A 24,465-nucleotide genomic window follows, 5' to 3' on the forward strand; every position below is an offset into this window, starting at 1 on the left:
TGTAAATTATGGCAGGCGGAAAACAATCTCCAAGGCAGAAGATGATTAACCTTATGTATCTAGTATTCTTAGCTATGATGGCTATGAATATGGGTAAAGAGGTATTATCAGCTTTTGGCTTGATGAATGAAAAATTAGCAGATGCAAATCAAAGAGCAACTGAAAAGAATGCTGCGGCTTACGCAAATTTAGCAACAAAGGCAGCAGAACAAGCTAAACAGTACGGTGAGGCTAAAGAGAAAACAGATGAATTAAAAGTAAAGGCTAATGAACTTTATTCTTATCTAGAGGATCTTAAGGGTAAAATGACAGCAGATATTGAAGATAAAAAGGACTATGAGTTAATGGATAAGTCAGCTTTTTTAGATTCTTATTTCTTTGAAAGTGGTACTATAAGTCCTAATGGTAAAGAATTTGTTTCTAAAATTGATGAATTTAGAAAATCTGCTTTAGATATTTTAGGAGAAACTGATTTAGGAACTGTGGTTGAATCACGTTTTGATACTAACCCAGTAAAAAACAGAGAAGGATTACAGTTAAATTGGTTAAATTACAATTATGAAGGGTTTCCTTTAATTGCTTCGTTAACTAAATTAACTCAGATACAAGCAGATGTTAAAGCTACTGAATCTGATGCGTTATCAGCTTTATTGCAAGGAGAGATGGAGAGTGCAGTTTCTATGACAAACTACGATGCAATGGTAGTTTTTGATAAAAACGCATATTATCCTGGTGAAAAATTATCTGGTAAAATTGTATTAGGTAAGAACGATCCAAATTTAACTGCTGAAAAAGTAGTTATCAATGGTGAAGATTGGCCAGATGATAAAATCAAAGCAGGTCAGGTTATTTTAGATGGTCCAGCAGGTAGCGTTGGAGATAGAGAAATTAAAGGTTCTTTCTTCTTCAAAGAAAATGACTCTTTAGTAGAGATCCCTATTAAAGGAGGATACTCTGTAATTCCAAGACCTAATGAAGCTGTAATTTCTGCTGATAAAATGAACGCAGTATACCGTGGATTATCTAACCCAATGACTATTTCTATGCCTGGAGTACCTTCTAATAAGGTTTCTGCCTCTGCAGCAGGTTTAAGAAGAGTTAAAGGAGATAGCTATATGATGACGCCAGGTAGCGGAAGTGAAGTAACTATTCGTGTTACCGGTACATTACCAGATGGTAAAAAAGTAAGCTCTAACAAGAAGTTTAGAATTAAAGATATTCCACCAGCAGTGGGAGCAGTAAGAGGTGAATACGGTACAGTATCTATGCCAAAAGCGAGTGCAGGTAATGTGTCAATTGGTGCATTATTACCAGATTTCTTATTTGATCTTAAACTAAACGTTACTAGCTTTAAAGTTAAAGTTCCTGGACAGCCTGCAGTGCCAGTAACAGGAAATAGAATAAATGCTAGAGCTAAAGCTGCAATTGCAAAGGCTAGAAGAGACGATGTTGTTAATATCTTTGATATTCAGGCTACAGTTTCGGGTTCTGGAGCAAAAGTAAAAAAAGTAGTTGGAGTAGGTATTAAAATTTCTAACTAAGAAAGTAAATTAAAAAACAATATAGTATGAATTGGAAGCGTTTTTATATGGTTACTATGGTATTAGCTACATCATTTGTAGGAAATGCACAGGCCAATCTATTAAATGCTAGTAAAGTAGAGGAGATTGGTGTTAAAAATCAAAATGAGATTGATGCTGATGATGATAAACCACTACCTTACGGTTACATAAGTGACAGAGACGTTCTATGGTCTAAGGTAGTTTGGGAGTTTGTTGATTTGAACCAAAAAATTAACTTACCGTACTATTATCCGATTGATACAACTAATACTTCTAATACAAGACGTTCTTTGTTTGATACTTTAATGAAAGGTATTAAAGATGGAAAAATAACTGAAGTTTATGATGACTCATACTTTACTACAAGAATAGGTATGAAAGAAATCAAGCAAAAAACTTATAACCTTAGAGAAGTAGATGGAGGTGAAGCTAATGGAGGTTATTCAGATCCGTATTATGTACAGTCTCAAGATATCAAAGGATATTTAATTAAAGGTATCTGGTATTTTGATAAGCGACAAGGTGAGTTAAAGTACAGAATGTTAGCTATTGCACCAATGGGACCAGACGTACAAGTTATGGGAGTTGAAGAAATTGAGGATGATGATATCTATGAGTTATTCTGGGTGTTCTTCCCTGATGCTAGAGACGTATTGCATGCTTCTAAAGTATTCAATCCAAAGAACTCAGCGCATCCAATTTCTTATGATAACTTGTTAAACGCTCGTCGTTTTAATGCAACAGTTGTAAAAGAAGAAAACTTATATGGAGATAGAAAGATTTCTGACTATATCAGAGGAAATTCATTATTCCAATTATTAGAAGCTGATAGAATTAAAGAAGGTATCCGTAACCGAGAAATGGATATGTGGAATTATTAATTCTATTCTAAATAAAACTAAAAAGCGCTCTGTACAGAGCGCTTTTTTTATGGATTTATAGTTACTTTTGAGACATGAAAGTTGATTACATTGTAGTTGGTTTAGGATTAGCCGGTTTAGCATTTATAGAACAGTTAGAGAAACATCATAAAAGCTATAAAGTTTTTGAAGATGATTCGCAAAATTCTTCTAGTGTTGCAGGAGGTACTTACAATCCTGTTATTTTAAAACGTTTTACGCCTGTTTGGAATGGTCACGAACAATTGGAGTTTGCTATGCCGTTTTATAAAGAACTTTCTGATAAATTACAGGCAGAGTTTGATACTAAATTTACTACTAAGAAAGTGTTTAATTCTGTTGGAGATGAAAACAATTGGTTTACAGCGCTTGACAAACCGATGCTTTCAAATTACATGAAACCTGAAATTTTTAAAAAAAAGATACCTGGTGTTATAGGAGATTTTGGTTTTGGAGAGCTTATCGGTACAGGTAGAATAGATACTAAAAAGTTAATTTCAGAATACCGTTCATTATTAATTGAACAAGACTCTTTAACTAAAGAGCGTTTCGATTATCATGATTTAAAGATTTCTGAACATAAAGTTCAATATAAAGAATTAGAAGCCAGTAAAGTAGTTTTCTGTGAAGGATTTGGTTTAAAAGCAAATCCGTTTTTTAATTACTTACCACTTAACGGTACCAAAGGTGAGATTATCACTATTCATGCACCAGAATTAAAAATTGACTTTCTATTAAAATCAGCTGTCTTTGTACTGCCTTTAGGAAATGATTATTACAAAGTCGGAGCAACATTTAATTGGACAGACAAAACACTACAGCTAACTGACAAAGGAAAAAAAGAGTTAGTTGATAAACTAAACAAAACCATTTCTGTTGCGTATACTATAGTAGAACAAACAGCAGGAATACGACCTACAGTAAAGGATAGGAGACCATTAGTAGGCGTGCATTCAGAATACCCACAATTAAGCGTTTTAAACGGTTTAGGAACTCGAGGTGTTATGATAGCACCAACAATAGCAAAAAACCTTTTTAATCATCTCGAATTTGGCGAAGAATTGGATAGAGAAATTGATATCAAAAGATTTGATTAGCTTTAGCTATTAGAAGTTTATCTGGTGATTGAGCGAAGTCGAAATCATATTTTAAAATGAAATCTAGCTTTATTGTTTGTAAAGTATAAATAGGTGATTGAGCGAAGTCGAAATTACTTGCAAGAGAGAGTTTTAGCTTCGACTCCGCTCAGCTACCATTTTATTTGTTGTTTATAGATAGTGATTATACGAAGTCGAAATCACTCAAACACTCCAAATACAATTTGATATAGAATTTATTCATCCTTTAAGTTCTCAATCTTATTGTTATAATTCACAAATAAGTTAATCCAAATAATCCTAGAAAGCCTTAATGTAAAAGGTGTTAACAGTAATGATACTACAATAACTGCAATAAAACTAGTTAAGATATCTTGCTGTAAAAAAACTTTTGAAATGATAAAGACACTAACGAATAATAATACAGCTAACGCATAATTTACATACATAGCCCCAAAAAAAAACGAAGGCTCCATCATATATTTTAAATTACAATGAGAGCAATTTTCATGTAAAGAAGTCACCTTTTTTAAATTAAAAGAAGCTTTGTACTTGAAAAAATCACCTTCATGACATCGAGGGCATTTGTTATTAAAAATACTATATAATTTGTTTCCTTTTTGCAACATATATTCTTTAATTTTTACTTCTGAAGATATTCAGTTTTGTAAGTTTGTACAAATTTCTGAAAAATAAAAAGGATTATAGTAGGCATTTGTAAAAAATGCGAATTAAATAATAATAATTTACGATTCAAATATGTTGAATGTACATAACTTATCGGTATCTTTTATGGGGACGGATTTGTTCTCTGGAATAACTTTTAAATTAACTAAAGGAGATCGAATTGGATTAATTGGGAAGAATGGAGCTGGAAAATCTACTTTGTTAAAAGTTTTAGCAAAAGATATTGAGAGTAGTGGAGGTACGCTAGCATTTGATAAAGATATTAGAATTGGTTTCTTAAGGCAGGATATTGATTTTGTGCAAGGTAGGACTATCTTAGAAGAAGCTTACCAGGCTTTTGAAGAGATTAAGGAGATAGAGGCTAAATTAGAAAGCATTAATCAGGAATTAGCTGAAAGGACAGACTATGAAAGTGAAAGTTATAATCAATTAATAATTGATTTGAACGAATTTACTCAACGATATGAGCTTTTAGGCGGGTACAACTATCAAGGTGATACCGAGAAAATTTTACAAGGTTTAGGTTTTCAAAGAGAAGATTTTGATAAACTTACGGATACTTTTTCTGGTGGGTGGAGAATGCGTATTGAGTTGGCAAAATTATTACTTCAAAATAATGATATTTTACTACTCGATGAGCCTACAAACCACTTAGATATTGAATCTATTATTTGGTTGGAAAACTTTTTAAAGAATTATGCAGGAGCCATAGTTTTGGTTTCCCATGATAAGATGTTCTTAGATAATGTAACCAATAGAACTATCGAAATTTCTTTAGGACAAATTTATGATTACAAAAAGCCGTATTCTCAATTTTTAGAGCAAAGAGCAGATATTAAAGAAAAGCAACTTCAAGCTCAAAAAAATCAGGAAAAAGAAATTAAAAGGACTGAGCAACTTATTGAAAAGTTTAGAGCGAAAGCTAGTAAAGCTTCAATGGCGCAATCATTAATTAAAAAACTTGATAAAGTAGAACGAATAGAGGTTGATCAAGATGAGAATGCCGTAATGAATGTTCGTTTCGAAATTTCCAAAGAACCTGGCAAAATTATAGCAGAGATTGAGAATGTAAGTAAGAGCTATGGTGATAAACAAGTGCTTAGTAATGTTAATTTAATGATAGAGCGTAATGCTAAAGTAGCTTTTGTAGGTCAGAATGGGCAAGGTAAATCGACTTTAGCAAAAATGATGGTAGGCGAAATTCCTTTCGAAGGAAACTTAAAACTAGGGCATAATGTAGAAGTAGGATATTTTGCGCAAAATCAATCAGAGTACTTGCCACCAGAAAAAACAGTACTAGAAATAGTGGAAGAAGTGGCTAATGATAGCAATAGAACTCGTGTAAGAGATATGCTTGGAGCTTTTTTATTTAGTGGAGATACCGTTGAAAAGAAGTCTAAAGTATTGTCAGGAGGTGAAAGAAATCGACTTGCATTGTGTAAATTGTTGATGACTCCATTCAATGTTTTAATTATGGATGAGCCAACCAACCACTTAGATATTGCCTCTAAAAATGTATTAAAAAAAGCATTACAGAACTTCGATGGAACTTTAATTTTAGTATCTCATGACCGTGAATTTTTACAAGGTTTAGCAACTAAAGTATATGGTTTTAAGGATAAAGTAATAAAGGAATATCTTGGAGACATTGATTATTTCTTGGAACAGCATAAAATTGATAATTTAAGAGAAGCTGAAAAACGTACTATAATTGAAGAAAGTAAGGATACTACTAAAAAAGAAGCGTATAAATTATCAAAAGACCAGGAAAAAGAATTAAAAAAACTTAGAAATAGATCTTCTAAAATTGAAAATGCTATAGCTGATCTAGAGCAGACAATTCAAAAAATTGACTTAGAACTAGCCCAGAATTATGATGAAGTTTCATCAAGACCTAATTTCTTTGATGAGTATAAAGCTAAAAAGAGTAAATTAGATGATTTAATGCTTGAGTGGGAAGAAGTTGAGGAAAAAATATCAAATTTTTAAAAGAGGTCTAACTAGTTGTAACAACTAGTTAGTTTTTCTTTAATTTTTAACAACCGTTATTAAAAACAGCTAAATTTCCATTTTGTTGAGTTATTGTAAAAGGTGCTTTTTCTAATGTACAATCAGGTTCAATGACAAATTCTACTTCACCAGATAGTTCAAAATCTTGTTTACTGTTTAGAGTGATTTTTTGTTCGTAGCGTGTAGTTACTTTTACCCAATTTACAAATCCAGCAATAAATGGATGAGCATCATATTCTTCAGTCGATTTAGGACTTTCAATTAGAGTTTTATCTATAATTATTGTATTATTTTCTGGTAGATTTATCTTAAATTTTCCTTTGAAATCTCTTTTTGAATTAGGAGAAATAAAATGTGCACCTTGTTCTAATTGTATGTTAGCAATTAAGTGGTAGGATTTTTCATCAATCTGTTGAAGATTAAACGTAATTGCATATGATTTTTTATTGTTTTTTGTAAAACTTGCTACATTGTAGTTTTTCAAAGTACTATTTTCTACGTAAGCAGATTCTGAGGGCTTTGATTTACATGATAGAACTACTATCAATGGAATGTATAAAAGTAACTTATTCATATTCTTAGGATTAATTCAATAAATAGTTTTTATTTTGTTGTGTAAAACTAGTAGTAAACGTTTTAAAAAGTGTCAAAAAAGTGTAAAACAAGTGTCAACCTATGTAAAAAGTCTACAAAAAGTAAGTTATTTGTGCTACCTATGAACAAATTATTTTTTGGAGTACTTTTGTGTACTTTTTTATTATTTTCCTGTGAGCAACAAAACTCTGAGTTTTCAGAACGAGTAAAGGTGTCTTTACGTAATGTAGGACATGAATTATTATTATCTCAAAAGGATACCACTTCGTTAGTTTTACCGGTTACTAAAATTCAAAAAGAAAAGTATAAACTTTCATTCCAAAAAGGTCTTCAGATAGAACCTAGTCAATTGGTAAGCTTAATTAATAAAAACTTCAAAAAATCTGAACTTCCACAAAATTATCTAGTTGAAGTTTCTAATTGTGTGAACAAAGAAATCGCTTACAGCTTTGAAATGATTTTTGATGAGGAAAAATCAATCATACCTTGTAAAGGAAGGAATTTACCTAATAGTTGTTATGTGATTACAGTTCATTTTGTGTCTGAAAAAGGAGGAAATAACTATATTATATATCTGCTAGTCTCTTTATTATTTTCTGGTGCCGTTTTCATGGGGATATTTTATACAAAAAGTAACACAAGAGAACCTGTTAGTAAAGAGAGTGATGAGCAAAAATTAGGAAGCTTTTTATTTTATCCTGAACAAAACAAATTAGTAAAACAGGCTGTTGAAATTCCGTTATCCAAAAAAGAATGTGAATTATTAGCCATATTTATAGAAAGACCTAATCAAATTATAAAGCGAGAAGAACTCACTAAAAAAGTTTGGGAAGACAATGGAGTTTTTGTAGGAAGAAGTTTAGATACATATATTTCTAAAATTCGAAAAAAGATTAAAGATGATACTTCTATCAGATTAACCAATGTACATGGTGTAGGATATAAATTAGAAGTAGATTAAAGCTTATATGGAAAACTGTTCAATAGAGTTTAATTTAAATATTAGAAACCAGCAAGTACAAATACCTATTTTTGAAAATTTGGGTATCGAACTATGGATTAAAAGAGAGGATGAAATTCACAAGCAGATTTCAGGAAATAAGTTTAGAAAGCTGAAGTATAATATTTTAGAAGCCAAAGATTTACAAAAAAAGAAATTAGTAACGTTCGGAGGAGCTTATTCAAATCATATTTTAGCTGTTGCTGCTACGGGTAATTTACATGGTTTTGAAACAATTGGAGTAATAAGAGGAGAAGAATTAGCCTTAGATCTGGAAACTGTTTTAAAAGAAAATTCCACATTAAGAAATGCTAGTGAATTAGGAATGAAATTTAATTTTATTGATAGAGAATCCTACAGAAATAAAGATTCAAATGAATTTCAAGTATATCTAAAAAAGAAGTTTGGAGACTTCTATTTAATTCCTGAAGGAGGTACTAATCAACTGGCTATTAAAGGTTGTGAGGAAATCTTAACAGCAGAAGATGAAAAATTCGATTATATTTGCTTGGCGGTAGGCACAGGAGGAACAATTTCTGGAATAATTAATTCGGTTAAAAATCATCAACAAGTATTGGGGTTTCCTGCTTTAAAAGGTGATTTTTTAAAAAAAGAAATTCAACAGTTAATAAGTGTTCAAAATAGAAATTGGAGCTTAGTAACTGAGTATCATTTTGGAGGATACGGAAAATTTAATACGGACTTAATTCGTTTTATGAATGAGTTTAAAGAAGAGACAGGTATTTTGCTAGATCCTATTTATACTGGAAAAATGATGTATGGTCTTTTGGATTTAATAAAAAAAAGAACATTTAGAAAAGGAGCTAAAATTTTAGCGATTCATACAGGAGGAATTCAAGGAATAACTGGAGTCAACAGAAAATTAATAAAGAAAAATTTAGAGGTAATAAAGGTGTAAATGAAGTTGAGAGTAATATTTTTTAGTGTTTTAGCAGTTATATTAACGAGTTGTGGTTCCAAAAAGCAGGTGGTTCAAAAAAACACTCAAAAACCAATTGTAGTAACAGCTCCAAAAAAAGATCATTCCCTAGAGATTCCCGAAATAGAGCAAATTAAAACAGAGAAAAAGTCACAAGCAGTTATTACTGAGACAACCAAAGATTATATAGAAAAATTTGCTCCAATAGCAGTTAGAGAAATGCATCGCTATAAAATTCCAGCTAGTATCACTTTAGCGCAAGGAATCCTAGAGTCTGGAAGTGGAAGAAGTCCGCTAGCCATTCGTTCCAACAACCATTTTGGTATTAAATGTCATAAAGGATGGGAAGGAAAGAGCGTAACTCATGATGACGATGAAATTGGAGAATGTTTCAGAAAGTATCAACATCCAGAAACATCTTATGAAGACCATTCTCATTTTTTAATATCTAGAAAACGATATGCAAAATTATTTAGGTTAAGATCAACAGATTATAAGGGGTGGGCATATGGATTAAAAAAAGCTGGATATGCAACAGATAAGAAATATCCTGCTAAGTTAATAGCGCTGATTGATAAATATGATCTTCATAAATATGATAGAGCCACAGACACCATACCAGATGCTAAGAGTTATACAGAGGAGACCACAAAAACAAGTTTTTATTATAAAGTAGTAAAAGGAGACACTTTATATTCAATCGCTAGAAAATTTAATACTACAGTACCTCAGTTAAAGAAGATTAACAAATTAAGAGGCAACACTATAAGTATTGGTCAAGAATTAATTTTAAAATAAAAAAAAGAGTAGTTAAACTACTCTTTTTTTTGACGATTAACTTTCCCTTCTTCTAATTGATTTCTAATTTTACATAGCTAAGAAATCTTTATATTGTTATTATAATTAATATCAAATTTGTTCTTTTTTCATACTCAAATCTAATAGTAACATTTTTTATAAAAAAACAAGGATGAGTTATTACACTTCTAGATTTAGTTAAACTATAATTTTAATGAGTAAAGTGGTTATTTTGATGCTTTTTTTGTTCTGAAACCGATATAAGACATTTTTTTTATTGGTTTTTTGGTGATAAGTTTACATATCATAACAAAGTTTAAGAAAGTTGCATCACAAGAAATACATATTAATAATTTTCTTTTTTTCGTACTTAGTTTCTAAAGGACAGACAGATTCTTCTTCCTGGGGAAATGATAAGTTTTTTGAGTTAAATGTTAGAGTTTTTGACGAAACAAATAAAAGGTATATTGAGGATGCTCAGGTAAGTGTAAATTCCTATATATTATATAAATCTGATACAAAAGGTGTTTATAGAGTTAAAGGAAGAATTCATGATGAGTTAGTTGTAAGACATCCTGATTTTAAAACAGTATACCATGTTATTGATACTAACAAAGACATTAAAGTTAAAATCAAAAAAATTTCAAAGAAAGAAAAAGGTTTTTTAGTTAGTGCTAAAAAAAGAGAGACTAATTATTTACAGTTAATAGACTCTGCTAGGTTTTATACAGAAAAAGATATAGATAAAAGTTTAAGTTTTATTCAAGAGTTATTAAAGTCAGAACAATCTAAGAATAGACATGCAAACACCTACAAAGTACTGGCAGATATCTATTTGTACTGGAAACAGTATGATATTGCTATAAGCAACTACAAAATCTCATTACGTATTTATGAAAAAGTTGAGACGATGCTACAATTAGCAAAAGCTCAATATTTAGGTGAGAAATATGAAGATAGCGAGGTTACTTATAATGAATTGAAAACTAGAGATTTGAGTAATTATGAAAAAGTTCAAGTTTTTCAAGGACTTGCCGATGTGTTTTTAGCTAAAAATGAAATTGAAAAAGCAAAAACAAACTACCAAAAAGGGTTGAAGATTGCAGAAGAAAAAACGATTAACGAGCAAATTCCTGATCTTAATGCTAAAATAGCAAATATATATGCCAAAGAAGGTAATTTAACCAAAGCCAATACAGCTATAAGTAAAACGCTAGAGCAGGCTTCTAAACTTGAAGAAGAACCTTCACTTGAAGTTCAACAAGAGGTTGCCGATTTTTATAATAAAACAGAACAATACGATAACGAGATTAAGCTTCGAAAAGAAATTCTTGAGAATGTAGATAGAAACTCCAGAAATAAAGTAAAAAGAAGAAGAAGTGATAATTCTCTTGATGTAAAAGAGGACGAAAAAGAGACTCTTAAAGACTCTCTTACTTCCCAAAAGTTAAATTATAAAATAGGTAATGCTTATTTGTTGAAGGAAGATTACTCTGAAGCAGTAGAGTATTTAAAAAAGAGTATAAAAGAGGCTAATAAGAAAGAAGATTTTGAAGTAAAGAAACACGCAACGAGAAAATTATCTGAGATATATTATACTGTAGGTAATTATGTAGAAGCTTTCAAAACCTATCGAGATTTTGTAGATGTCGTTGACACATTATACTTAAGAAAGGAACAAGAAATTTATCAAATACAACGGCTAAGTAATAAAATTACGGAAAATCAAAGTAGGATAGCAATTCTTGAAAAGGACAAAGAATTGTCTGAAAGTAAATTAGATGTAGCTTATAAAGACAAAGAATTAACCATAGAAAGAAACAAACAACAACAACTTATTATTTATTCTTTATTACTTGGTTTAGTATTAATGAGTTTATTAAGTTACTATTCTCACAGAGCCAATCAAAAGCAAAAGCTAGCTAATAACTTATTAGCATTAAAATCAATGAGATCTCAAATGAATCCTCATTTTATATTCAATGCATTAAATTCAGTAAATAGTTTTATAGCGGTTAATGATGAACGTAATGCGAATAGATATTTATCTGAATTTTCTGTTTTAATGCGGTCAGTTTTAGAAAATTCAGATGAAGATTTTATTCCATTTACCAAGGAAATTGAACTGTTAGAATTATATGTAAAGTTAGAACATAACCGTTTTCAGGATAAGTTTGAGTATACAATACAAGTTGATGAGTCAATAGATTTAGATGAGTATAAAATTCCACCAATGCTCTTACAGCCATATATTGAAAATGCCATTTGGCATGGATTACGATATAAGAAAGAAAAAGGAAGTTTACGTATTTCTGTTGATAAAGAATCGAATGAAACGATAAAAATTACGATTCAAGACAATGGTATTGGAAGAGAAAAGTCCATGGAAATGAAAACGAAAAATCAATTAAAACAAAAGTCAAAAGGAATGAGTACTATAAAGAACAGAATTGCTATTTTAAATGATATGTATCAAGATAAAGTAGCTGTACAAATTTCCAATGTTTTTGAAGACGGCTCTGGAACAAAAGTAGAAGTAACACTAAAAAAATAAACTATGAAATTGAAAACAATTATTGTAGAAGACGAACAAATTAGTAGAGAAATACTAAGAAATTATATAGGTAAGTATTGTCCTAATTTAGAATTATTAGGGGAAGCTAGTAATATTGAAGAGGCTTATGAGTTAATTCAACAACACGAGTTAGATTTAGTGTTTTTAGATGTAGAAATGCCATTTGGTAATGGATTCGATTTACTTGAAAAAGTTGAAGATAGAACCTTTGAAACAATTTTTGTTACAGCTTATGATCATTATGCTATTGAGGCACTAAACAATCAAGCAACCTACTATTTGTTAAAACCCATTTCAATAGATGAACTAATAAAATCAGTAAGTTTAGTTACAGAAATAAAAGAAAAAGAAAATCAATTGCAAAACAGCATTCTTCAACCAAAAACAGCCGTTATCAATGGAAAAATAACAATCCCATTACAAGACGGATTTGAAGTGATTAATGTTGAGGAAATTGTTTTCTGCAAGGCAGATGACAACTATACTGAAATTCATTTTTCTAACTCAAGGAAAATAGTCAGTAAAACATTGAAACACTTTGAAGAAGTATTAAAAGAGTATCCTTTTGCTCGAATTCATAAATCGTATTTGGTTAATATTAATGCGATTACCAAATACAAAAAAGGAAAAGGTGGTAGTGTTGAACTTACGAATGGAAAAGAAGTTTTGGTGTCTGCATCTAAAAAAGGTAACTTGTTAGCCTATTTTAAATAATATGTAATGCCAGTAATAAAAGCTGTAAGAGGTAAAGAGCCTCAAATACCTGAAGATTGTTTTGTAGCGGAAAACGCCACTATTGTTGGAGAAGTAACAATGGGTAAAGAATGTAGTGTGTGGTTTAATGCTGTAATTCGTGGAGATGTACATTTTATTAAAATGGGAAATAAAGTAAATGTACAAGATGGAGCAGTAATACATGCAACTTATGAAAAATCTCCAACTATTATAGGTAATAATGTTTCAATTGGACATAACGCTATAGTACACGGTTGTACAATACAAGACAATGTTTTGGTAGGAATGGGTAGCATTATTATGGACGATTGTGTTATTGAGAGTAATACAATAATTGCTGCTGGGGCTGTTGTAGCCAAAAGTACTAGAGTTGAGAGTGGAAGTATATATGCAGGTATACCAGCAAAAAAGATAAAAGATATTTCTCCAGAACTTACCTCAGGAGAGGTTAATAGAATAGCTAATAATTATGTGAAGTATGCCAGTTGGTTTAAATAAAAATAGGCCTAATTTAATTAGACCTATTTGAAAATAAATCTAAATCCAAAAACTAACTTGATGCAATACCACAAGCTTTATTGATTTTCTCTATTTCATTGATGAAGTTTTCCACACTAGTAAACATATCATCAAATACATTTAAACTATTTACTAAGTTGTCAATAGGAGTAATTATTTCTCCTTCAAACGAAGTAAGTTCATTTACTAAATCACTTAAAATACTTAACCCTGGAATTTGAGGTAAGTTAATATTTAAGTGTAATGCTTTTAAAACTGGTTGTAAAACAGCGTTCATTGCTTTATTTAACAAATCCATTACTGGTCCAATAACATGTAGTCCTCCTTTTATAATTTGTTCTACAGAAAATGAGAAGTACACTGTATGCCATCCACAAGGATAAGGTACTTTAACTCCTAAAACATGTTTATAGCACACTTTTGGATATCCTCCATAAGGAACTCTTATGGTATGACTTAAAACGTTTTTAACAGCATTCAAAGAGGAAATTAATGGGTTTAAAACATTCATAACAGCATTAATTTGGTTTTGTAAACTAGTCAGTCCCATTACCAAGTGCTTAACATCTTCCGCTTCTTCAGAAGCTTTATTGATAGCGTTTAAAATTGCTACTTGTTGAGCGTCAAATTTTAATACCGCAGGATCAACATCCGCAGCAGCAGTGTCTAATTCATGATCTAAGTTTGATTTTATAGTAGAGTTAGGTAAGCTGTCGATGCATTGAATAGCACTTCCTAAGGTTGATGCAAATTGGTTTTCAGCATTCATCAATTTCAAAAGAATGGTATCAATTTGTTTAATTTTTGGTTCTACTTTTCCAATAGCATTTCTAATTGGTCCAACAACAGATTCTACTTTGTTAGATACAACTAGTGCTTCATCTACTGGTTTTTTAAAGGTAGAAATTACATTTTTCAATTCCGATGCTTCTGTTCCTATTTCAGGTATAATTGAGACTACCTCTAATAACTCAACAGCTTCGTTTAAGGCATTGTCTAATTGTTTCAAATCATTATTAATGGTTTGAGAAATTGCTAAATCGTTGTCAATTGTTTGCAGATCATTATATACTGTTTTTACATCCGATTCTAATTGGGCTGTATGAGATTCTGCAGTACTAACATCGTGCATTAATTTGTTAGCTTGTTCCATAGTAGTTAGGTTTTTAAAATTTACTCTAATATCATTCTTATACTAAAGCAAAATCTAAAAAAGAGTTTAAGTGATGATAAATAAGGTATTAGCGTAAAAAAATGAAGCCTGATTCTTACATGAGAATCAGGCTTCATTTTAAAAACCAATTAAATCACAAAATATTTATCCCCTATCAAAGTCTCTTTCTGTTCTATCGTGTCTGTCGTGTTTCATTCTTCTGTGCTTGCCTCTTTTCTTCATTTTATGCTTTTTTCGAGCAGCTATCTTTTCAAATCGTTCGTATTGTTTATCGTCTAAAATATCTCTCATGTTAGCCTTAAAAGCAATCATTTTATCTAATCTGGCAACCTCTCTGTTATAACGTTCATCAGAACTTAATTTTTGTCGTTCTTCTCCTTTAGCTTTTCTATGCTTTTTATGAGTCTCTCTGTCTGTAATTTTTTCGGTTAATAGAGGTCTAATCTTATTTTGCTGACGTTCAGAAAGATCTAATTGTAATGTCATTTTTTTTAAAGCTAATTCCGTTTTTTGTGCTACGGTAAAATCATTTCCTCTTTTTCTCTTTTGTGCTGAAACCGACACCGAAAAAGCTACTGCAACAAGCACGATTATAATTTTTTTCATGGTATGTTTTTTTAATATTTATTACACCCTTAAGACCTTTCATTTGTGAAAAGGTTTAATTTTTAAGAAAAAACTTTTTGTAATCTGTATTTTAGCGGCAAATTACTCTTGAATTATATATAATGATTAAAAAAATAGTTTCTTTTTTGTTGAGATTAGTAGCTCTGTTAGCTATTTCTGTAGTGCTTTTTTACTTTTGGGGTTCGAGTACTACGTTAAAAAAAGAGTTGTATGCTGAACTTATCGAGAATAGTTATGAGAGTACTACCAATAACGATTCTATTTTTTCAATAGTTACTTACAACATAGGGTATTTAAGTGGAATGACAAATAACACAGCTAAAGCAAGACCTAAAGAATTGTTTGATGCTAATTTGTCGAAAGCAAAGAAACTTTTTGCAGAACTAAATCCTGATATTATTGCTTTTCAAGAGATTGATTACAATGCAAAACGTTCTTACGAAATAAATCAAGAGGAGGAACTTTCAAAACTAGGATATAATTATGTGGCTCGAACTGTTAATTGGGATAAAAAATATGTTCCATTTCCATATTTTCCTCCTTCTTCACACTTCGGTAAAGTTGTTTCTGGTCAATCTATATTGAGTAAATATCCGATTAAAAATCAGGAGCGAATTGTTTTAGATAGAGTCGAAAACACGCCTTTTTTTAAAAATGCATTTTATTTAGATAGGTTATTACAGGTAATTAAGTTAGATGTTAATGGGAAAGAATTAGTTGTAATGAACGTTCATTTAGAAGCTTTTGATAAAGAAACAAGAGTAAAACAATTGCAATATGTGGTGAAAAAATTCATTGAATTTTCAGAGTCATTTCCAACAATTCTATTGGGTGATTTTAATAGTGATCCTAACTTCGAAAATCCAGCAATATCACAAGTGTTGAATCTAAAAAATACAGGCTGTGCTGCTTTTACAAAAGAGAATTTTGCGAACACTTTCGATGCTGAAAATCCATACAAGAGACTAGATTATATTTTCTATACAAAGAATTTTATCGACTATGTAGATGGTGATGTTTTAGAAGAGTTTGGTCAAGCTTCAGACCACTTACCAGTACTGATGAAATTCAAGTTCAAATAATTTTTTTTCAAAAAAAGAGGTAAAAAATTTGGATTTTAAATTTTTATAAACAAATATTTGCACACGTAAAGTTCAAACACTTATCGATTTAATGTTATCAAGAAAGGTGGAGGGAATAGACCCTGTGAAACCTTAGCAACCCTTGGTTAGTCTGAAGTCTTTTCAGAATTTCAAAGAAGGTGCTAAATTCTACCCTAAAAATTTTTGGGATAGATAACAAAAAGAAGTTTTTCGTAGTTCTCCTACGAGTATATGCTTCTATAAATTCTTAATAACATTTTTCTATAAGCATCATCGTAAAAGATGTGTTTTGGCTTTTGGTTTAATTATTAATTATTTCTAAAAGAAGAAAAATGAGTACACAAAAATTCGAAACGTTAGCATTACATGCAGGTCATGATGTTCAACAAACATTAGGCACTAGAGCAGTTCCAATTTATCAATCCAGTTCGTATGTATTTCAAAATTCAGATCATGCCGCTAATTTATTTTCATTAAAAGAACTGGGGTTTATTTACACACGCTTAAATAATCCAACAAATCAAATTTTACAAGATCGTTTAGCAGCGCTTGAAGGTGGAGTAGGAGCAGTAGTGTTTGCTTCAGGAACTGCTGCAATTTCAACAGGTTTATTAACGCTTTTAAAAGCAGGTGATCATATTGTAGCATCAAGTAGTTTGTACGGAGGAACCTATAACTTGTTAAAAGTTACTTTACCAAGATTAGGAATTACAACCACATTTGTAGATGCTTCTAATCCAGAAAACTTTAAAGAAGCCGTACAAGAAAATACTAGAGCATTTTTTGTTGAATCTCTAGGAAACCCAAAACTAGATGTGTTAGATTTAGAAGCAATTGCTGAAGTTTCAAAAGCAGCAAAAGTTCCATTTATTGTTGATAATACTGTGGCTACTCCTTCATTGTTAAATCCTATAAAACATGGAGCAAATATTGTAATCCATTCACTTACAAAATATATTGGCGGACAAGGTAACTCGCTAGGTGGAGTAATTATAGATGGTGGTAATTTTGATTGGGATAATGGAAAATTTCCTGAATTCACCGAACCATCCGCTGGTTATCATGGATTAAAATATTACGAAACGCTGGGACAGTTATCATTCACTTTTAAATTAATTCTAGAAGGGTTAAGAGATTTTGGAGGAGCATTAAGTCCTACTAATGCTTTTAACATTATTCAAGGTTTAGAGACGTTAAATGTTAGAATTGAACAGCATAGTAAAAATGCGCTAGAATTAGCTGCTTGGCTTGAAAACCAAGAAGAGGTAGCTTGGGTAAATTATCCAGGATTAGAAAGCAGTCCATATAAAAATTTAGCAGATAAATATTTGCCTAAAGGTCAAAGCGGAATTGTAACGTTTGGTGTAAAAGGAGGATATGAAAGTGCAAAAACTGTAGCAGATAACACAGAATTGTTTTCTCTGCTTGCGAATATTGGAGATACAAAATCTTTGATAATTCACCCTGCAAGTACCACGCATCAGCAGTTAACAGATGAAGAACAAGAAGCCTCTGGAGTTACTAAAGATTTAATTCGTTTGTCTGTAGGAATTGAAAATATAGACGATTTAAAAAGCGATTTAAAAGAAGCTTTTGCAAAAATTCCAAAATCAGTTTTAGCGTAGAAAAGTGAAAAATAATTTATCTCATATACATATTCTTAGTTATGTTACTGAGAGTGGTACTCAGTTTTCTAATATTCAATTAAGTTATCAATTGTTTGGAAGAGAATTGGGTACTGCACCAGTAATTATGGTTAATCATGCGTTAACAGGTAATAGCAATGTAGCTGGAGACTTTGGTTGGTGGAAAGAAGTTATTGGAGCACATAAGGTTATAGATACTAATCGTTTTACAATTCTATGTTTTAATATTCCAGGTAATGGTTATGATGATTTTTTGATTGATGATTATAAAAGTTTTGTAGCTAGAGATATTGCCAAACTTTTCCTTTTAGGTTTGAAAGAATTAAAGATTAACGAGTTGTTTGCGTTAATTGGAGGTTCTCTAGGAGGCGGAGTTGCCTGGGAAATAGCTGTATTAAATCCTACTATAACAAAGCATTTAATTCCAATTGCTACCGACTGGAAATCTACGGATTGGTTAATAGCCAATTGTCAAATTCAGGAACTGTTTCTCACAAATTCCAGTAATCCAGTACATGATGCGAGAATACATGCAATGCTATGTTATCGAACACCAGAATCTTTCAAACAACGATTTCATAGAAGTAAAAATGAAGAATCTACCTTGTTTAATGTAGAGAGTTGGTTGTTGCATCATGGAAAAAAACTACAAGAAAGATATCAGTTAGCTTCTTATAAATTGATGAATCAATTGTTAAAAACTATTGATGTTACTAAAGGTGATGAAAGCGATGAAATATTGAAAAGTATTAACGCACAAATTCACATTATTGGCGTAGATTCTGACTTGTTTTTTACAGCTGAAGAGAACAGAGAAACCTATAAGAAACTCGCACAAAACAGTTCAAATGTAACATATAACGAAATCAATTCGGTTCATGGGCATGATGCTTTTTTAATTGAATACGATCAGTTAATACGCATTTTCGAACCAATATTTAATGAGACTGAAAACATAAAGAAGATGAAAGTTTTAAAGTTTGGTGGCAAATCGTTATCCAACGAAGGAATATCGAAAGTTATTGATATTATAGAAGATAAAATAGACAAAGGAGAAAAAATAACAGTGGTCGTTTCAGCTAGAGGAAATGCTACCAACGAATTAGAATCTATTTTACATAAAGCAGCTAGCAATCAGGTGTATCAAGAACAATTAGAAGCGTTTAAGCACAGTCAGCGTCAAATTACGCCTTTACTCGATTTTAGTGAAGAGTTTGGTAAACTTGAAAAGCTACTGGAAGGTGTAAGTTTATTGCAAGATTTTAGTACAAAAGTTAAAGATGAGGTGCTAGCCCAAGGAGAGTTAATAGCAATAAAATCGGTAACTGAGTTATTACAGCAAAGAGGAATTAATGCGAATGCTACCGACGCTAGATTATTGTTAAAAACAGATGAAAGCTTTGGAAATGCACAACCAATTGATGTTTTATCAAAGGAAAATATAGTTGATTATTATAAGAAACACAACGGAACAACTGTAAATGTAGTTTCAGGATTTATTGGTTCTAATCTTAAAAATGAAACAACAACTTTGGGTAGAAATGGCAGTAATTATACAGCTTCTTTGTTGGCTAATTATTTAGATGCTGAAGAATTACAAAATTATACACATGTTGATGGGATTTTTACGGCAAATCCAGATTTAGTTTCGGATGCTAAAAAAATTGAAGAGCTTTCTTTTTCAGAAGCTAACGAGTTAGCAAATTTTGGAGCAAATATTTTGCATGCAAAAACCATAATTCCATTAATTGAAAAGAATATCAATCTAAGAATTTTAAACACTTTCAATCCAGAAGATAAAGGAACTTTAATTACTGCAAAATCCAATGCAAAAGGTATTAAGTCGATTTCTGTTTTAGAAAATGTAGCCTTACTAAATTTTGAAGGAAGAGGTCTCTTAGGTAAAGTTGGTGTTGATGCAAGAATTTTTAAAGCATTAGGAAATCATGATATTAGTGTAAGTATCATTTCCCAAGGTTCTTCAGAAAGAGGTATAGGATTAGTGGTAGAGAAAGATAAAGCTCAATTAGCAGTTAAAGCGTTAAAAAACGAGTTCGAGTATGATTTAGTAACTAAAGATGTAAATCAGATTAGTATTGTAAATGAGGTGTCTGTGATTTCTATTGTGGGACAAGATTTGAGTGAGTTTCATTTACCTTATAACGCACTAATTAAAAATCAAATAGTTCCATTATTGTTTAACAATACTATTACGGGTAAAAACGTAAGCTTGGTTGTTAAAAAGGAGGAATTACACAAAGCTGTAAATGTAATTCACGGACAAATTTTTGGAGTTGCCAAGAAAATTAACATAGCCATTTTTGGGAAAGGTTTGGTAGGCGGAACACTTATCGATCAAATTATTCAAAGTGCTCCAGCTATTTTAGATCGAAGAAAAATTCAGTTAACTATTTTTTCAGTAGCTAATTCAAAGTCGGTATTACTTTCAAAAAATGGAATTGATAACAATTGGAAAGTTCAATTAAATGAGAGTAAAATTGAGAGCTCTGTTGATGCAGTAATTGATTTTGCAAAAGCACATCATTTAGAAAATTTAATTGCCGTTGATAATACAGCAAATCAAGAGTTTATAGAGAACTATATTCCGTTAGTAGAAAATGGATTTGATTTAGTTTCGTCTAATAAAATAGCAAATACCGTATCGCATTCTTTTTATAAAAAACTAAGAGAAGTATTAGAACGAAATAAAAAAACATATCTCTATGAAACTAATGTGGGTGCCGGATTACCACTAATCGATACGATTAAATTATTACACGATTCTGGAGAGAATATTACACGAATTCGAGGTGTGTTTTCAGGGTCCTTAAGTTTTATTTTTAATAAATATTCTGAAGAAAATATTCCATTCTCAACTGTACTGAAAGAAGCAATAAATAACGGTTATACTGAGCCAGATCCTAGAGAAGATTTATGCGGTAATGACGTAGCTAGAAAGTTACTAATCCTAGCAAGAGAATTGGATTTAGAAAATGAATTTGAAGATATAAACGTTGAAAATTTAATACCTGAAGAATTCAGAGATTCTAGTGCATCAGAGTTCATCGAAAATTGTGATAAACTCGATGAGCATTTCAGTAAAATCAAAGAGCATCAAGAAGAGAATCATGTGTTGCGATATATAGGAGATTTGCATGGTGACCTTCAACAAACCAAAGGAAACTTAGATGTAAAATTAGTTTCTGTAGATAAAACTACTCCTCTAGGAAGTTTAAAAGGTTCCGATGCCATTTTTGAAATTTATACAGAATCTTATGGGAATCAGCCTATTGTTATTCAAGGAGCAGGAGCAGGAGCAGAAGTAACAGCTAGAGGTGTATTTGGTGATATTTTACGATTAACAAAAAAATAAATAATGAACATTCAATTATCTAATTATAATAAGCATTTGGTTTTTGAAGCTAAAAATCAAACAGGTTATTCTTTATTGGTTGGTCAAACTCTTGACCACACACAAGTAAATGCGATACGACCTATGGAATTACTACTAGTAAGTTTAGCTAGTTGCAGTAGTATTGATGTGGTAAAGATTTTAAACAAACAGAAGGTTTTTGATTTTGGTTACAATGTTTCTATTGATGCATCTAGAGAAGAAGATCAAATCCCATCAATTTTTAAAGAGATTACTATTACCTATAGTTTTGATGGTGAGATAAGTAGTAGTAAGGTGAAAAAAGCAACAAATCTAGCTTTAGAAAAGTATTGTTCTGTTGCAAAGATTATTGAACAAACTGCTAAAATAAATTACAAAGTAGTTTTAAATAAAGAAGAAATATGAGCCACAATTTCGAAACACAAGCAGTTAGAATTCAGACCGAAAGATCCCAGTTCTCCGAACATTCAACACCATTGTATCTAACATCAAGTTTTGTTTTTGAGGATGCTGAAGATATGAGAGCTTCTTTTGCAGAAGAAAAGCAGCGGAATTTGTATAGTCGTTTTTCAAATCCTAATACAACTGAGTTTGTAGATAAAATTGTAGTCATGGAAGGAGCTGAAGCAGGTTATGCATTTGCTACAGGAATGGCAGCTGTGTTTTCTACTTTTGCAGCGCTCTTAAATTCTGGAGATCATATTGTTTCTTCTCGTTCTGTATTTGGTTCTACACATAGTTTGTTTACTAAATATTTGCCGAAATGGAATATTGAAACAAGTTATTTTAAGGTAAATGAAGTAGATAAAGTAGAAGCTTTAATTCAACCGAATACTAAAATTATATATGCTGAATCACCAACAAATCCAGCTGTTGATATTTTAGATTTGGAGTTGTTAGCGGCAATAGCAAAAAAACATAATTTACTATTGGTTATCGATAATTGCTTTGCAACACCTTATCTACAGAACCCGATTAAGTTCGGGGCAGATTTAGTAATTCACTCTGCAACAAAATTAATTGACGGACAGGGAAGAGTTCTTGGTGGAGTTACTGTTGGAAAAGCCGATTTGATTAAAGAAATCTACTTGTTTTCGAGGAATACTGGTCCGGCTATGTCACCTTTCAACGCTTGGGTATTATCAAAGAGTTTAGAAACATTGGCGCTAAGAGTTGAAAAACATTGTGAGAACGCCATAAAAGTTGCTCAATTTTTAGAAGAGCATCCAAAAGTAAATTTTGTAAAATATCCATTTTTAAAATCACATCCTCAGTATGAAGTTGCAAAAAAACAGATGCGTTTGGGTGGAAATATTGTGGCTTTTGAAATTAAAGGAGGAGTAGAGGCAGGAAGAAAGTTTTTAGATGCAATTAAACTATGTTCTTTATCAGCAAATTTAGGAGATAGTAGAACAATTGTTACGCACCCATCCTCAACAACACATAGTAAATTGAGTTTAGAAGATCGATTAGAAGTAAGCATTACAGATGGTTTGGTACGATGTTCAGTTGGATTAGAGTTTGTAGAGGATATAATTAATGATTTAAAGCAAGCTTTGGAATCAGTTTAAATGGTAGCTGAGCGGAGTCGAAGCTATAAAAAGAAGATATATTAGTTTTATTTACTTCGTTCAATTACAAAAATGACATTATCAAATAAAATCAATTAATAGAAGAAAGTATATATTTGTAATATGCTTTCTAAAAAGACAAAATATGGGATAAAAGCACTTACTTTTATTGCTAGGCAAGAAAAAGGTGTTAAGGTTCAGATAGCTACAATATCTGAAAGCGAAAATATATCTCATAAGTTTTTAGAAAGTATCTTACTTACTCTAAGAAAAGCAGGTATTCTTGGTGCAAAAAAAGGAAAAGGTGGCGGATATTATTTATTAAAAGATGCTACTGAAGTTAAAATGACAAAGGTTATTAGAACCCTAGAAGGTCCTATTGCAATGGTACCTTGTGTGAGTCTTAATTTTTATGAAAAGTGTGCTGATTGTCCAGATGAAGACAAGTGTTCTGTTCATAAATTAATGATTCAAGTTCGAGATAACACCCTTAATGTCCTAAGAAATACAACACTTGCAGATCTAGTATAGATTTTACTAATATTACTATAGTGTTAATTTTTGAACTTTAATTTTGATATTAAATTCATGTATGTATATTTGTCAAATATTAAATCCTAGTAACCCGATAGGGTAAATGTATTTTAATAAAATGATTTTAGAACAAGTAATAGAAAGCAAAACAAATTTTAAAGAAGATAAGGATTCTGAGAAACCAATTAGAAGTATTGTAAAGTCAATTAGCTGGAGAGCAGTGGGCACTTTAGATACTATTTTGATTTCATGGATTGTTACTGGGAAGATAGATACAGCTCTATCAATTGGAGCAATTGAACTAATTACAAAAATGATATTATACTTTTTTCACGAAAGAGTTTGGAATACGATAAAATGGGGCAAAAGATGAGTTTAGAAAAAATAAATATTTCAGCAATAAATAAACAATTGGAAGGAAAATCTCCTGAAGAAATTATAAAGTGGAGTTTAAGCGTAGCAAAAAATCCAATTATAACTACAAATTTTAGACCTTATGAGGGTGCAATTTTACACTTGGTTGTTTCTCAAAAGAAAGATATTCCAGTAGTTTGGTGTGATACAGGATATAATACTCCGCAAACTTATAGACATGCAGAAGGGTTGATAAAAAGCCTGTCGTTAAATGTAAAACTGTATGTTCCTAAGCAAACAGTAGCTCATAGAAATGTTGTTTTGGGCTTACCAACTGTAGATGACCCAAATCATAGTATTTTTACAGAGCAGGTTAAGTTAGAGCCTTTTAGAAGAGCGATGACAGAGCACCAACCAGATGTGTGGTTTACAAACTTAAGAAAAGGTCAAACTGCATTCAGAGATAGTATTGATATTGTTTCTGTTAGTAAAGACGGTATTATTAAAGTTAGTCCATTTTATAATTTTTCAGATGAAGAATTGGATACCTATCTCGAAAAGTATAACTTACCAAATGAGTTTACATATTTTGACCCAACAAAGGTGGAAAATAATAGAGAATGTGGTTTACATATTTAAAAAATAG

The 24,465-nt window shown here is 31.1% G+C and carries 22 protein-coding genes and 1 riboswitch; of the genes, 18 read left to right on the top strand and 4 right to left on the bottom strand.

Annotation, left to right across the window (positions count from 1 at the left end):
• The first annotated feature begins 8 nt into the window (after positions 1-8).
• From porM to EV195_RS03305, 3 genes are all read left to right on the top strand, one after another.
• On the top strand, positions 9-1,541 hold the full coding sequence (gene porM / locus EV195_RS03295; RefSeq protein WP_132792863.1) for a type IX secretion system motor protein PorM/GldM: 1,533 nt from the start codon (positions 9-11) through the stop codon (positions 1,539-1,541).
• Positions 1,542-1,567: 26 nt separating this feature from the next.
• On the top strand, positions 1,568-2,443 hold the full coding sequence (porN, locus tag EV195_RS03300) for a type IX secretion system ring subunit PorN/GldN (RefSeq protein WP_132792866.1): 876 nt from the start codon (positions 1,568-1,570) through the stop codon (positions 2,441-2,443).
• A gap of 74 nt (positions 2,444-2,517) precedes the next feature.
• Complete coding sequence (locus EV195_RS03305; RefSeq protein ID WP_132792868.1) at positions 2,518-3,558, top strand: NAD(P)/FAD-dependent oxidoreductase; 1,041 nt, start codon at positions 2,518-2,520, stop codon at positions 3,556-3,558.
• A 236-nt stretch (positions 3,559-3,794) separates the two neighbouring features.
• Here the strand turns inward: EV195_RS03305 and EV195_RS03310 are convergent, their stop codons facing one another.
• On the bottom strand, positions 3,795-4,187 hold the full coding sequence (locus EV195_RS03310; protein ID WP_132792871.1) for a DUF983 domain-containing protein: 393 nt from the start codon (positions 4,185-4,187) through the stop codon (positions 3,795-3,797).
• Between the two features lie 130 nt (positions 4,188-4,317).
• On the opposite strand from EV195_RS03310, the gene EV195_RS03315 reads away from it, so the two are divergent.
• On the top strand, positions 4,318-6,234 hold the full coding sequence (locus tag EV195_RS03315; RefSeq protein ID WP_132792874.1) for an ABC-F family ATP-binding cassette domain-containing protein: 1,917 nt from the start codon (positions 4,318-4,320) through the stop codon (positions 6,232-6,234).
• Between the two features lie 46 nt (positions 6,235-6,280).
• Here the strand turns inward: EV195_RS03315 and EV195_RS03320 are convergent, their stop codons facing one another.
• The gene (locus tag EV195_RS03320) at positions 6,281-6,829 is read right to left on the bottom strand and encodes a hypothetical protein (protein WP_132792876.1); all 549 of its coding nucleotides are present in this window, start codon (positions 6,827-6,829) and stop codon (positions 6,281-6,283) included.
• A gap of 141 nt (positions 6,830-6,970) precedes the next feature.
• Here EV195_RS03320 and EV195_RS03325 point away from each other — a divergent pair, with 141 nt between their 5' ends.
• From EV195_RS03325 to EV195_RS03350, 6 genes are all read left to right on the top strand, one after another.
• Positions 6,971-7,810 (top strand): winged helix-turn-helix domain-containing protein, encoded by an 840-nt coding sequence (locus tag EV195_RS03325; protein WP_132792878.1) that lies wholly within the window; start codon positions 6,971-6,973, stop codon positions 7,808-7,810.
• Positions 7,811-7,817: 7 nt separating this feature from the next.
• On the top strand, positions 7,818-8,768 hold the full coding sequence (locus EV195_RS03330) for a 1-aminocyclopropane-1-carboxylate deaminase/D-cysteine desulfhydrase (protein ID WP_132792881.1): 951 nt from the start codon (positions 7,818-7,820) through the stop codon (positions 8,766-8,768).
• Positions 8,769-9,587, top strand: a complete 819-nt coding sequence (locus EV195_RS03335; RefSeq protein WP_132792884.1) for a glucosaminidase domain-containing protein — start codon at positions 8,769-8,771, stop codon at positions 9,585-9,587.
• A gap of 325 nt (positions 9,588-9,912) precedes the next feature.
• Positions 9,913-12,141 carry a histidine kinase gene (locus EV195_RS03340; protein ID WP_132792887.1) on the top strand — a complete coding sequence of 743 codons (2,229 nt, stop codon included), beginning with the start codon at positions 9,913-9,915 and terminating at the stop codon, positions 12,139-12,141.
• A 3-nt stretch (positions 12,142-12,144) separates the two neighbouring features.
• Positions 12,145-12,876, top strand: coding sequence for a LytR/AlgR family response regulator transcription factor (locus EV195_RS03345; protein ID WP_132792890.1), 732 nt, complete (start codon positions 12,145-12,147; stop codon positions 12,874-12,876).
• 6 nt (positions 12,877-12,882) lie between these two features.
• Entirely contained in the window at positions 12,883-13,395 is a 513-nt protein-coding gene (locus EV195_RS03350; RefSeq protein ID WP_132792893.1) for a gamma carbonic anhydrase family protein, read from the top strand.
• Between the two features lie 52 nt (positions 13,396-13,447).
• Here the strand turns inward: EV195_RS03350 and EV195_RS03355 are convergent, their stop codons facing one another.
• Positions 13,448-14,569, bottom strand: coding sequence for a hypothetical protein (locus EV195_RS03355; RefSeq protein WP_132792895.1), 1,122 nt, complete (start codon positions 14,567-14,569; stop codon positions 13,448-13,450).
• A 165-nt stretch (positions 14,570-14,734) separates the two neighbouring features.
• Complete coding sequence (locus tag EV195_RS03360) at positions 14,735-15,196, bottom strand: hypothetical protein (protein WP_132792898.1); 462 nt, start codon at positions 15,194-15,196, stop codon at positions 14,735-14,737.
• Between the two features lie 122 nt (positions 15,197-15,318).
• Here EV195_RS03360 and EV195_RS03365 point away from each other — a divergent pair, with 122 nt between their 5' ends.
• The 8 genes from EV195_RS03365 to EV195_RS03400 all read left to right on the top strand — a co-directional run bounded on the left by EV195_RS03365 (position 15,319) and on the right by EV195_RS03400 (position 24,458).
• The gene (locus EV195_RS03365) at positions 15,319-16,299 is read left to right on the top strand and encodes an endonuclease/exonuclease/phosphatase family protein (protein WP_132792901.1); all 981 of its coding nucleotides are present in this window, start codon (positions 15,319-15,321) and stop codon (positions 16,297-16,299) included.
• Positions 16,300-16,390: 91 nt separating this feature from the next.
• Positions 16,391-16,519, top strand: a riboswitch (SAM riboswitch).
• Between the two features lie 133 nt (positions 16,520-16,652).
• Positions 16,653-17,945: an O-acetylhomoserine aminocarboxypropyltransferase/cysteine synthase family protein gene (locus tag EV195_RS03370; protein WP_132792903.1), complete on the top strand. Its 1,293-nt coding sequence runs from the start codon at positions 16,653-16,655 to the stop codon at positions 17,943-17,945.
• Positions 17,946-17,949: 4 nt separating this feature from the next.
• Positions 17,950-21,339 (top strand): bifunctional aspartate kinase/homoserine dehydrogenase I, encoded by a 3,390-nt coding sequence (gene thrA / locus EV195_RS03375; protein WP_132792906.1) that lies wholly within the window; start codon positions 17,950-17,952, stop codon positions 21,337-21,339.
• Between the two features lie 3 nt (positions 21,340-21,342).
• Positions 21,343-21,765, top strand: coding sequence for an OsmC family protein (locus tag EV195_RS03380; RefSeq protein WP_132792908.1), 423 nt, complete (start codon positions 21,343-21,345; stop codon positions 21,763-21,765).
• Positions 21,762-22,931, top strand: a complete 1,170-nt coding sequence (locus EV195_RS03385; protein WP_132792911.1) for a trans-sulfuration enzyme family protein — start codon at positions 21,762-21,764, stop codon at positions 22,929-22,931. Before EV195_RS03380 ends, EV195_RS03385 begins: the two co-directional genes overlap by 4 nt.
• A 123-nt stretch (positions 22,932-23,054) precedes the next feature.
• On the top strand, positions 23,055-23,462 hold the full coding sequence (locus EV195_RS03390; RefSeq protein ID WP_132792914.1) for an RrF2 family transcriptional regulator: 408 nt from the start codon (positions 23,055-23,057) through the stop codon (positions 23,460-23,462).
• Between the two features lie 121 nt (positions 23,463-23,583).
• Positions 23,584-23,838 (top strand): DUF2061 domain-containing protein, encoded by a 255-nt coding sequence (locus EV195_RS03395; protein ID WP_132793305.1) that lies wholly within the window; start codon positions 23,584-23,586, stop codon positions 23,836-23,838.
• Complete coding sequence (locus EV195_RS03400; protein ID WP_207899763.1) at positions 23,835-24,458, top strand: phosphoadenosine phosphosulfate reductase domain-containing protein; 624 nt, start codon at positions 23,835-23,837, stop codon at positions 24,456-24,458. The genes EV195_RS03395 and EV195_RS03400 overlap by 4 nt, the downstream gene beginning before the upstream one ends.
• Positions 24,459-24,465 lie beyond the last annotated feature (7 nt).

The sequence above is a fragment of the Tenacibaculum skagerrakense genome, from assembly GCF_004345825.1.
Lineage (GTDB): Bacteria > Bacteroidota > Bacteroidia > Flavobacteriales > Flavobacteriaceae > Polaribacter > Polaribacter skagerrakensis.